The sequence below is a fragment of the Microbacterium tumbae genome (assembly GCF_054780175.1).
The window spans coordinates 196,537-206,808 of record NZ_BAAGWV010000003.1 but is presented as its reverse complement, the minus strand read 5'-3'; the positions used below and the strand labels follow the sequence as shown (position 1 = coordinate 206,808).

General features: G+C 70.5%; 8 protein-coding genes. 3 read left to right on the top strand and 5 right to left on the bottom strand.

Annotation, left to right across the window (positions count from 1 at the left end; genetic code table 11):
• Window positions 1-87: 87 nt before the first annotated feature.
• Window positions 88-2,562, top strand: a complete 2,475-nt coding sequence (locus ACYVGQ_RS12835) for a glycosyltransferase family 2 protein (protein WP_460785032.1) — start codon at window positions 88-90, stop codon at window positions 2,560-2,562.
• The gene (locus tag ACYVGQ_RS12830; protein WP_460785031.1) at window positions 2,559-4,106 is read left to right on the top strand and encodes a chitinase; all 1,548 of its coding nucleotides are present in this window, start codon (window positions 2,559-2,561) and stop codon (window positions 4,104-4,106) included. Before ACYVGQ_RS12835 ends, ACYVGQ_RS12830 begins: the two co-directional genes overlap by 4 nt.
• Window positions 4,107-4,115: 9 nt before the next feature.
• On the opposite strand, the gene ACYVGQ_RS12825 is transcribed toward ACYVGQ_RS12830, so the two are convergent.
• From ACYVGQ_RS12825 to ACYVGQ_RS12810, 4 genes are all read right to left on the bottom strand, one after another.
• On the bottom strand, window positions 4,116-4,937 hold the full coding sequence (locus ACYVGQ_RS12825; protein ID WP_460785030.1) for a response regulator transcription factor: 822 nt from the start codon (window positions 4,935-4,937) through the stop codon (window positions 4,116-4,118).
• Between the two features lie 88 nt (window positions 4,938-5,025).
• Window positions 5,026-5,508, bottom strand: a complete 483-nt coding sequence (gene tsaE, locus ACYVGQ_RS12820) for a tRNA (adenosine(37)-N6)-threonylcarbamoyltransferase complex ATPase subunit type 1 TsaE (protein ID WP_460785029.1) — start codon at window positions 5,506-5,508, stop codon at window positions 5,026-5,028.
• A complete protein-coding gene (alr, locus tag ACYVGQ_RS12815; protein WP_460785028.1) occupies window positions 5,505-6,611 on the bottom strand; it encodes an alanine racemase in 1,107 nt (368 codons plus the stop codon). The genes tsaE and alr overlap by 4 nt, the downstream gene beginning before the upstream one ends.
• Window positions 6,608-6,967, bottom strand: coding sequence for a holo-ACP synthase (locus ACYVGQ_RS12810; RefSeq protein ID WP_460785027.1), 360 nt, complete (start codon window positions 6,965-6,967; stop codon window positions 6,608-6,610). The genes alr and ACYVGQ_RS12810 overlap by 4 nt, the downstream gene beginning before the upstream one ends.
• A gap of 237 nt (window positions 6,968-7,204) precedes the next feature.
• Here ACYVGQ_RS12810 and ACYVGQ_RS12805 point away from each other — a divergent pair, with 237 nt between their 5' ends.
• Window positions 7,205-8,032, top strand: a complete 828-nt coding sequence (locus ACYVGQ_RS12805) for a DUF559 domain-containing protein (protein ID WP_460785026.1) — start codon at window positions 7,205-7,207, stop codon at window positions 8,030-8,032.
• Between the two features lie 126 nt (window positions 8,033-8,158).
• On the opposite strand, the gene glmS is transcribed toward ACYVGQ_RS12805, so the two are convergent.
• The gene (gene glmS / locus ACYVGQ_RS12800) at window positions 8,159-10,006 is read right to left on the bottom strand and encodes a glutamine--fructose-6-phosphate transaminase (isomerizing) (protein WP_460785025.1); all 1,848 of its coding nucleotides are present in this window, start codon (window positions 10,004-10,006) and stop codon (window positions 8,159-8,161) included.
• Between the last annotated feature and the right edge of the window lie 266 nt (window positions 10,007-10,272).

The window sequence follows — 10,272 nt, the reverse complement described above, 5'->3', positions numbered from 1 at the left end:
TCGCGGTGATGGCGTCTCCTAGCATCGCGAGTGGGGGCCGCGTCCGCGGCGCTGGGGACCGCGGATGCGGTGGGGAGAGGATCGTCCATGGGCCGGATGATGAAGGCGCCGGAGGGTGGCGTCGTGCAGCAGGACGACCTGCAGCCGGATGACGTGCAGCGGAACGCGACGGCGCCCGCGAGACGCCGTCGGCGCGAATGGGGCACCGAGAGGCCGCGCCCTCCGCTGACGGCGGTGCACGCGCGACCGTCCACGCGCAAGCTCATCGCGGGCAGGGTGGCGATCTGGGTGACGGTCGCGATGTGGGCGCTGTACGTGCTCAGCGTCACCGTGACGCTGTTCCTCTCCGGAGCCTTCGACACCACCTGGCGCATCATCGAGGGCGTCTCGTACATCGTCGTGGTGTCCTTCCTCACCTTCTCGGCGCTGATGTACCTGCTGGCGCGCTCCGGCGCCTTCCGCAGATTCCGTGCTCACCGGCGAACGCCGAGAGCGGAGCTCGACCGGCACTTCAGCCACACGAACCGCCCGCTCACCGTGCTCGTGCCGAGCTACGCCGAGGAGCCGGCCGTGATCCGCAAGACCCTGTGGTCCGCGGCGCTGCAGGAGTACCCGGAGCTGCGCGTGGTCCTGCTGATCGATGACGACCCGCACCCCGCGGCCCCCGAGAACCTCGCACGCCTGGATGCGACACGGGCCATCCCCGGGGAGATCGCCGAGGCGCTGCGTCGACCCCGGGAGCGCTTCGCCGCCGCCCTGCGCGCCTTCGACGCCGATCCCGCCGCCGCCGCGCTGACCGATCTCGTCGAGGAGTACCGCTGGGCCGCCGCCCTCCTGGAGAGCGCCGCCGCCGCCGAGCCCCGCGAAGACCATGTGGACGACTTCTTCGTCGACGAGGTGCTGATCGGCCTCGCCGAGGATCTGTCGTCGAAGGCCGGGGCGCTGGAAGCCGCCGAGGCCGAGGGAGCGAAGATCCCCGTCGAGCGCATGCGGGAGATGCTCCGTCGCCTCGTGTGGATCTTCTCGGCGGAGCTGACGTTCTTCGAGCGCAAGCGCTACGCGTCGCTCTCGCACGAGGCGAACAAGGCGATGAACCTGAACTCCTACATCGGGCTGCTCGGGGGCAGGTTCATCGAGCGCCGGACCCCGGAGGGCGTCCTGCTCCTGCCCGCGCCCGGCGGCGTCCCCGCCGACCTCGAGATCGCCTACTCCGACTTCGTGCTGACCCTGGATGCGGATTCCCTGCTGCTGCGGGACTACTGTCTGCGCCTGGTGCACTTCCTCGAGCAGCCGGAGAACGCCGACGTCGCCGTCACGCAGACGCCGTACTCGTCCTTCCGCGGCGCTCCGACCCGGATCGAGCGTCTCGCCGGAGCGACCACCGATGTGCAGCACATCCTCCACCAGGGGATGACCGCATACGACGCCACCTTCTGGGTGGGGGCGAACGCCGTCATCCGCATGGAGGCGCTCGACGACATCCTCGAAGTGGAGAACGTCGACGGCTTCGAGGTGCGCCGCTACGTCCAGGATCGCACCGTGATCGAGGACACCGAGTCCAGCGTCGACCTGACCGTGCACGGCTGGAGGCTCGTGAACTACCCCGAGCGCCTCAGCTACAGCGCCACTCCGCCCGACTGGGGCTCGCTCATCGTGCAGCGCCGCCGCTGGGCGAACGGCGGGCTCCTGATCCTGCCGAAGCTGTGGCGGCAGATGCGCGAGGCGCGACGGGCGCACAGGCCCCTGTCGACGGCGCAGGTCTCGTTGCGGATGAACTACATGGCCTCGATCGCCTGGGCGAGCTTCGGCCTGATCTTCCTGCTCGCCTATCCCTATGACAGCAGGCTGGTGAGCCCCTTCATCCTCATCGGCGCACTGCCCTATTTCCTGGCTATGGCGAGCGACCTGAAGTACAGCGGATACAAGCGCACCGACATCTTCCGCATCTACGGCTTCAACCTCATCCTGCTGCCGGTGAACCTCGCCGGCGTCCTGAAGTCGCTGCAGCAGGGGCTCACCGGCCGCAAGATCCCCTTCGCCCGCACGCCGAAGATCAAGGACCGCACCGGCTCGCCGCTGCTGTACATCGTCTCGCCCTTGGCGATCATCGCCTTCTCCGTGCTGGTCGCGTGGCGCAGCGCGCACGACGGATCCTGGTGGACGCTGGCCTTCTCCGCGTTCAACGCGGTCTGCGCGGCATGGGCCTTCCTGGCCTACATCGGCGTGCGCGGGGCGATCGTCGACACCTGGATCGGCCTGACCGACTGGATGTGGGTGGAGGTCGACAGGGCCGAGGACCGCGCCGAGGATCACGATGCCCCGGAGCTGGACTGGCGGACGATGCTGTTCGAGGGCGGCTCCGCCCCCGGGGACCCGCGGCCGACAGCGCTCAGGAGCGTGCCGGCCATCGCCCCGCCCGCGGATCCCGCCGCGGATGAGAGGATCCCGGCTCCTGAGCCGTCCGGATCCGCGGACTCCCCCGAGGCGGGGCATCCTCTCGGGCGGCCCGACGAGACGCGGACCCGACGGAGCAGACGAGCGCAGATGGAGACCGCAGCATGACGACGACTCCGCCGGTCTCCGGCAGGCACGCAGGGCGACGGCTCTCCCCGTGGCGCGTCCTCGCGGGGGCTCTCATCGCGGTCGCCGTCGTGGCCGGCGTCATCGTCGTGCCCTGGTACCTCGGCGAACGTGCGCCGCTTTCCACGAACACCGCTGGCCCGCGGTGGTTCGGGGGATACTTCGACGTCACCGCGGCATCCGTGTCGACCACCGCGACCGCCGGCGATGGCTCGGACGACACCGTCGTCCTCGCCTTCGTCGTCGCGGCCTCCTCGACGTCGTGCGAGCCGAGCTGGGGAGCGTCGTACACCCTCACGGAGGCCGGCAGCGAGCTGGATCTCGATCGTCGCGTCGACAGCATGCGACGCGACGGAGCGCACGTGGCGGTCTCTTTCGGCGGAGCGCTGAACACCGAGCTGGCTGCCGCCTGCGCTACTGCGGACGACCTCGAGAACGCCTACCGGAGCGTCGTCGACCGCTACGAGGTCTCCACGATCGACCTGGACCTGGAGGGACCGAACCTCTCCGACACGGCGGCAGGACAGCGACGTGCCGAGGCGATCGCACGGCTCCAGCGGAAGACCGAGGACGCCGGGGGCGAGCTGGACGTGTGGCTCACCCTGCCCACGGCGGCCACGGGGCTCACCGAGGAAGGCCTTGCCGCCGTCCGTCAGCTGCTGGAGACGGGCGTCGATCTGGCCGGGGTGAACGCGATGACCATGGACTACGGCGCGGATCTCGGCGGGCGGAGCATGGCGGACGTCTCCATCGGCGCCCTCGAGGCCGTGAACGAGCAGCTGACCTCGCTGTACTCGGGGATGCGGATCGCGCTGCCGTCCGGAAGCGCCTGGAGGATCATGGGAGCGACGCCGATGATCGGGCAGAACGACGTCGCGGACGAGGTCTTCACGCTCGCCGACGCGCGCCTCCTCAACGACTTCGCCGCGGAGCGCGAGCTCGCCCGGATCTCGATGTGGTCGGTCAACCGCGACCGGACCTGCGGACCCAACTATCCCGACGTCACCGTGGTCTCGGATGCCTGCAGCGGCGTGGACCAGGGCGGGAGGACGTTCGCCGAGGTGCTGTCGGCCGGTTTCGACGAGGCGCCGGCGGACACGGCGTCCCCCGCCCCGCAGACGACCCCCGTCCCCGACGATCCCGAGACCAGCCCCTACCCGATCTGGTCGGCGGACGCCGCCTACTCGGCCGGGGTCCGCGTGGTCTGGCACGGATACGTCTACGTCGCGAAGTGGTGGGTCACCGGCGCTCCCGAGCCCGACGACCCCACCCAGACCGCCGATCAGACCTCCTGGGTGCTCGTCGGCGCCGTCGTGCCGGACGACGAGCCGTACGCGCTGCCGACGGCGCCGGCGGGCGCCTACCCGGAGTGGGTCGCCGACGAGGTCTATCGGAAGGGGGATCGCGTCGTCGTCGACGGGGTGCCCTATGAGGCGAAATGGTGGACGCAGGGCGACGACCCGGCGGCGGGCATCACCGACCACGACCGCTCGCCCTGGAGCGTCGTCGAGGATGCGGAGGGCTGAGCGGTCCGCTCAGACAGGAGCGCCCTGGCCGTCGAGCTGCGGGGTGAGCCGATAGCCGACGCCGCGGACGGTCTCGATGTAGCGCGGCTCGGCCGGGCTGTCGCCGATCTTGCGCCGCAGGTTGGCCATATGCGCCTCGATGGCCCGCTTGTCGGGCTCGCCGACGTAGAACGTCGCCCCGAAGGCGTCGCCGTGCAGCACCAGGGCGAGGTCGGACTTGCTGCGCACCCGCCGCTTGGACTCCAGGAGCGTCGCGAGCAGGTCGAACTCCGTCGGCGTCAGCTCGACCTCCTTCTGCCCCACGAGGACGGTGTGGGTCGCCAGGTCCAGGCTCAGGTCGCGATGGGACTGCCAGTCGTCGTTCGCGCCGACGACGGGGATGGAACGCGTCACCGCGGGATTGCGCGCAGGCACGGCCGGGGTCGACAGCGGCGCCTCGACGGGGGTGACGCGCGGACGGCGCAGCAGCGCCTCGATCCGCGCTCTCAGCTCACGCGGACGGAACGGCTTGACGATGTACTCGTCCGCCCCGGAGCTGAGCCCCAGGACGATGTCGGACTCCTCCGCGAGCGCGGAGAGCATGACGATGAAGGTCGAGCTGTCCTTGCGGATGCGACGCGCGACCTCGAAGCCGTCGATGCCGGGAAGGTTGATGTCGAGGGTGGTCACCACCGGCTGGTGCTCCTTGACGGCGGCCACGCCCTCCAGGCCGGAGCGGACGAGCACGGTCTCGAACCCGGCGGAGCGGAAGACCTCGTCGAGGAGGGTCTGCACATCGGGGTCGTCCTCGATGACGACGGCGGTCATCGGCCGCGCAGAACTGACGCTCATGTGTGCCCCCTCAGGCTCGTATCGCCGAAGGCGACGCGCATCGGGGCCGTGCGTACTCCCCAGTCCTGGGCAGTATAGCGTCCCCTCCTCAGCGCTCCACGCGCGAGAGGGTCAGGATCCGGGGGGCATCGGCGTCGAGATCCTCGTCCGGGAGATCCGCGCCCGCACCGGTGGGACGCTCCAGCTCGATGTCCCACCAGGCGTCCGCGACCGCATCCGCCATCCCCCTCCCCCACTCGATGACGACCACGGAGCGTGCGAAGTCGATGTCGAGGTCGTCCAGCTCCGCAGCGGATCCGAGTCGGTAGGCGTCGACGTGCACGAGAGGCGCGCGGCCGACGAGCGAGGGATGCGTGCGGGCGATGACGAAGGTGGGGCTCTGCACGGGACCGCGCACGCCCAGTCCTTCGGCGAGCCCCCGGGTGAAGGTGGTCTTGCCCGCGCCGAGCGGGCCGGTGAGGACGACGAGGTCGCCCGCCTCCAGTCGGGTGCCGATGCGGTGTCCGAGCCGCTCCATCTCCTCGGCCGTCGCGATCTCATGGCGCCCGAGCAGGGTCGCGTCGACGCTCATGCGCCCGTCCTGGGCACGCGTGCCCCGATGCGGGTCACGATCTCGTAGTTGATGGTGCTCGCGGCGTTCGCCCACTCGGTGGCCGAGGGGACTCCGAGGGTCGGGTCCCCGAACAGCACGACCTCGTCGCCGACCGCGACGGGCGCGTCCCCGACGTCCACGACGAACTGGTCCATGGCGATGCGGCCCGCGACGGTGAAGCGGCGACCCGCGATCGACACCGGCCCGCGACCGGATGCCTGCCGCGGCACGCCGTCCGCGTAGCCCAGCGGCACGAGCGCGAGGGTCGTCTCGTGCTCCGTGCGGTGCGCGTATCCGTAGGAGACGCCGGTGCCGGCGGGCACGCGCCGCACGGCGGAGACCGCTCCGCGCAGCGTCATCGCCGGACGCAGTCCGAGCTGCGCCGACGAGCGGTCGTCGAACGGGGAGAGGCCGTAGAGCCCGAGGCCGATCCGCACGGCGTCCAGGCGGGCCTCCGGCAGGTCGATGGCAGCGGCCGTCGCGGCGATGTGGCGGATCTCGGGGCGGATGCCGGATGCGGCCGCCTGCGCCACGCCCTCCTCGAAGCGGGCGAGCGCGAACCGGTCGTCGGCGACGGAGGTGTTGGAGAGATGGCTGAAGAGCCCGACGATGCGCAGGCGCCCGATGCGCTCGAGACGCGCGGCCTCCGCGAACACGCGCCGCCAGTCGCCCGGCGCGATCCCGTTGCGGCTGAGGCCGGTCTCCAGCTTCAGATGGACCCCGACGGGGCGGTCGACGGATGCCGCTGCGGCGGCCGCCTCGAGCTGGTCGAACGAGGAGATCCCGACCTCGACGTCCGCTGCCGCCGCCTGTTCGAAGCGCTCGCCCGGGCGGTGCAGCCAGGCGAGGATCGGAGCATGGATGCCCTGGCGCCGCAGGTCCAGCGCCTCGGCGATCTCCGCGACGCCGAGGCGCGTCGCTCCCCCGGCGAGCGCGGCGACGGCGGAGGTCGCCGCGCCGTGCCCGTAGGCGTCCGCCTTGACGACGGCGATGACCTCGGCGCCGGTGAGAGCGCGCAGATGCCGGGTGTTGTCGGCGATCGCGTCGATGTCGATCCTCGCCTCTCGGAAGGGGGCGTTCACAGCGGAACCCCCTCCGCCACGACGAACGCGGTGGCGAGGCCGGCGTCGTGGCTCATCGACAGGTGCAGCGTGAGGATGCCGCGATCGGCGACGGTCTCCGCCGTGGATCCGGACAGCTGGAAACGTGGACGTCCCGAGGCCTCCGAGGCGACCTCGATCTCCGTCCAGTGCACGCCGTCCGATCCGCCCAGCGCCTTGATGAGCGCCTCCTTCGCGGCGTAGCGGGCGGCGAGGGATGCGAGCCGGAGCGTGCGCTCCGCCGGGGCGAACAGACGCTCCATCAGCCGCGGCGTCCGGGACATGGTGCGCTCGAACCGCGGGATGTCGACGATGTCGATGCCGGTCCCGATGATCACCCGTCCAGCCTACTCGCCGCCCCTCCCCGTCCCCCGGGGGGTGATCCGTCGGCCGGCACGGATGCAGGGAAATCCCCCGGTTGCAGGGCCGGACCCGCCGGAGACTCCCGCCGCCCGGGATCCCGCCAACCATCCGTTCCTCGGCACTTCTCCTGCACAGCAGAGGAAGAAACGGGTTGTCCACCAGACATGGGGATCCCGGGATCACGGCGATGCGGCATCCCGCAGAATCGGACGATGACCCCGAAGACCCTCATCGACGCCTGCGGCGGGATCGCACGCGGTTCGCAGCTGAACGCGTTCGGATGCACGCGCAAGCACCTGTCCGCGGCAGTGCGGAATGGCGAGATCTCCCGCATCCGTCCCGGCGTGTTCGCGACGACGTCCGCGCACGGGGATGCCGTCACGGCGGCCGCCCACGGCGGCGCGCTCACCTGCGCGCGTGCGCTCCGACTCCACGGGGTGTGGGTGCTCACGGACGATGAGAATCCCCATGTCTGGCTCGGGCCAGGCGGACGTCGGCATCCGCATGAGGGGTGCACGTGCGAGAGCCACTACCGCCCCGGCCCCATGCGTCTCGGCATCGCGGATGTCGAGCACGCGCTGATCCACGCCTATCACTGCCACGGAGACGAGTTCTTCTTCGCCGCCTTCGAGTCCGCGTGGCACCAGCGCCTGATCGGACGGCTCGCACGGATGCGCATCCGCGCACAGCTTCCCGCCTCCGCCCGCTGGCTCGTGGACTTCGCCCGCGACGACGCGGAGAGCGGGCTCGAGTCTCTCGTACGACTGAGACTGCACCTGCTCGGCATACGCGTACGCACGCAGGTCGTGATCGACGGCGTCGGACGAGTCGACTTCGTCATCGAGGAGAGGATCATCCTCGAAGCCGACGGCGCTCAGAACCACGGAGCGCCGTCCCAGCGGCACCGTGATCTTCGACGGGACGCGATCTCTTCACGTCTGGGGTACGAGACCCTGCGTTTCGACTACGCGCTCATCATCCATGACTGGGGCACCGTCATCGCGGCGATCCTCGCCGCCTTGGCCCGTGCTCGCGCATGACCTCGCAGCATCCTCGACCTGAGACGCCGAGGACGGATGCATGAAGCTCCCCCGTCTGCAGGCCGGATCCCGCCCGGATCGCCCTCCATCCGAGAAGACTCCCGCCATCCGGCCCCGAGCTCCCGGCTACTCGACGGTGACGGACTTCGCCAGGTTGCGGGGCTGGTCGACGTCCAGTCCCTTCGCCGTGGCGAGCGCCATGGCGAAGATCTGCAGCGGGACGACGGCGAGAAGCGGCTCGAACAGCGCACCGGCGAGCGGGATGCGGATGACCTCGTCCGCGAACGGGAGCACCGCGGCGTCCCCCTCCTCGGCGACGACGATCACACGTGCGCCACGCGCCCGGATCTCCTGGATGTTCGAGACGACCTTGGAGTGCACGAGCGCGGAGTGCCGAGGCGAGGGGACGAGCACGAACACCGGCTGACCGGGCTCGATGAGCGCGATCGGACCGTGCTTGAGCTCGCCGGCGGCGAAGCCCTCGGCGTGGATGTAGGAGATCTCCTTGAGCTTCAGCGCGCCCTCGAGGGCGATCGGATAGCCGGCGTGGCGGCCGAGGAACAGCACGGAGCGGGTGTCCGCCATCCAGCTCGCGAGCTGCGAGACGTGATCGTGCTCGCCGGCGAGCACTTTCGCGATCTTGTCCGGGAGCGCCTGGAGCTCGGCGACGTCCGCAGAGGCGTCCGCGACCGTGCCCCTGACGCGTCCCATGTGCAGGCCGAGCAGCAGCAGCGCGGTGATCTGCGCGGAGAAGGCCTTGGTCGACGCGACGGCGACCTCCGGGCCGGCGTGGGTGTAGACGACGGCATCCGATTCGCGGGGGATGGTCGCGCCCTGGGTGTTGCAGATCGACAGCGTCCGCGCTCCGCGCTCACGGGCGTACTTGACAGCCATGAGCGTGTCCATGGTCTCGCCGGACTGGCTGATCGAGACGACGAGCGTGTCCTGGCCGATCACCGGATCACGGTAGCGGAACTCGTGCGCGAGCTCGACGTCGACGGGCACGCGGGCCCACTGCTCGATCGCGTACTTGCCGACCAAGGCCGCGTAGGACGCCGTGCCGCACGCCGTGATGATGATCCGGTTGATGCCGGTGAAGAGCTCGTCGAGTCCTTCGAGCTCCGGGATGACGACCTCGCCGTCGCGAAGGCGTCCTCGGATGGTGTTCGCGACGGCCTCCGGCTGCTCGGCGACCTCCTTGGCCATGAAGCTGGACCAGCCGCCCTTCTCGGCGGCCGCGGCATCCCAGGACACCTCGAAGGGCTCGGCCGCGACCGGGGTGCCGGCGAAGTCCGTGACGGTGACCTCCGACGGCGTGATGGAGACGATCTGGTCCTGGCCGATCGCGAGCGCATTGCGGGTGTGCTCGACGAACGCGGCGACGTCGGAGCCGAGGAAGTTCTCCCCCTCGCCCAGGCCGATCACCAGCGGGGAGTTGCGGCGGGCGCCGACGACGAGTCCGGGGTGGTCCTGATGCATGGCGAGGAGGGTGAACGCGCCCTCGAGGCGGTTCACGACGCTGCGGAAGGCGAGCGCCAGATCGCCCCCGTTCGCGGCGTACTCGCGCCCCAGCAGGGCGGCGGCGACCTCGGTGTCGGTCTCGCTGCGGAAGACGACGCCCGAGGCTGCCAGCTCATCGCGGAGCGCGGCGAAGTTCTCGATGATGCCGTTGTGGATGACGGCGAGCCTGTCGTCGTCGGCAAGGTGCGGATGCGCGTTGAGATCGGTCGGGCCGCCGTGCGTCGCCCAGCGGGTGTGCCCGATGCCGGTCGAGCCGTCCGCGAGGGGGTTCTCCGCGAGCGAGTCGCGCAGGATGCTCAGCTTTCCAGCCTTCTTGCGCATGCCCAGCGTGCCGTCCTCGGCGATGACCGCGACTCCGGCGGAGTCGTAGCCGCGATACTCGAGGCGGGCGAGCCCGGCGAGCAGGACGTCCTGGCTGGAGCGAGGACCCACGTATCCGACGATTCCGCACATGCTCTCAGGGTAAGTCGCGACTTTTGGGAGGGTCCCGAACAATCAGAGAGCCCGTCGGCGCGTCAAGCGCTCCGTGTTGCCGCCTCCCCGGCGACGAGGCCGCAACACGAGCGACCTCGCCGACGAAGGGCCCGCCACACGGGACCTTGAGGTCGTACGCGAGCCGCCGAGGTCACGCTGCTCATTCCTAGAGCGCGGCTCTTCTCCACCCGCGCTGCTCATTCCTGAAATGCGCGGCTCTTCTCCACCCGCGCTGCGAGAATCCC

Bases quoted from the DNA above. Each gene is read 5' to 3' on its own strand.
- glmS (WP_460785025.1), bottom strand. From the start codon at position 10,006: ATGTGCGGAATCGTCGGATACGTGGGTCCTCGCTCCAGCCAGGACGTC.
- ACYVGQ_RS12825 (WP_460785030.1), bottom strand. From the start codon at position 4,937: ATGAGCGTCAGTTCTGCGCGGCCGATGACCGCCGTCGTCATCGAGGAC.
- ACYVGQ_RS12805 (WP_460785026.1), top strand. From the start codon at position 7,205: ATGACCCCGAAGACCCTCATCGACGCCTGCGGCGGGATCGCACGCGGT.
- ACYVGQ_RS12835 (WP_460785032.1), top strand. From the start codon at position 88: ATGGGCCGGATGATGAAGGCGCCGGAGGGTGGCGTCGTGCAGCAGGAC.
- ACYVGQ_RS12830 (WP_460785031.1), top strand. From the start codon at position 2,559: ATGACGACGACTCCGCCGGTCTCCGGCAGGCACGCAGGGCGACGGCTC.
- tsaE (WP_460785029.1), bottom strand. From the start codon at position 5,508: ATGAGCGTCGACGCGACCCTGCTCGGGCGCCATGAGATCGCGACGGCC.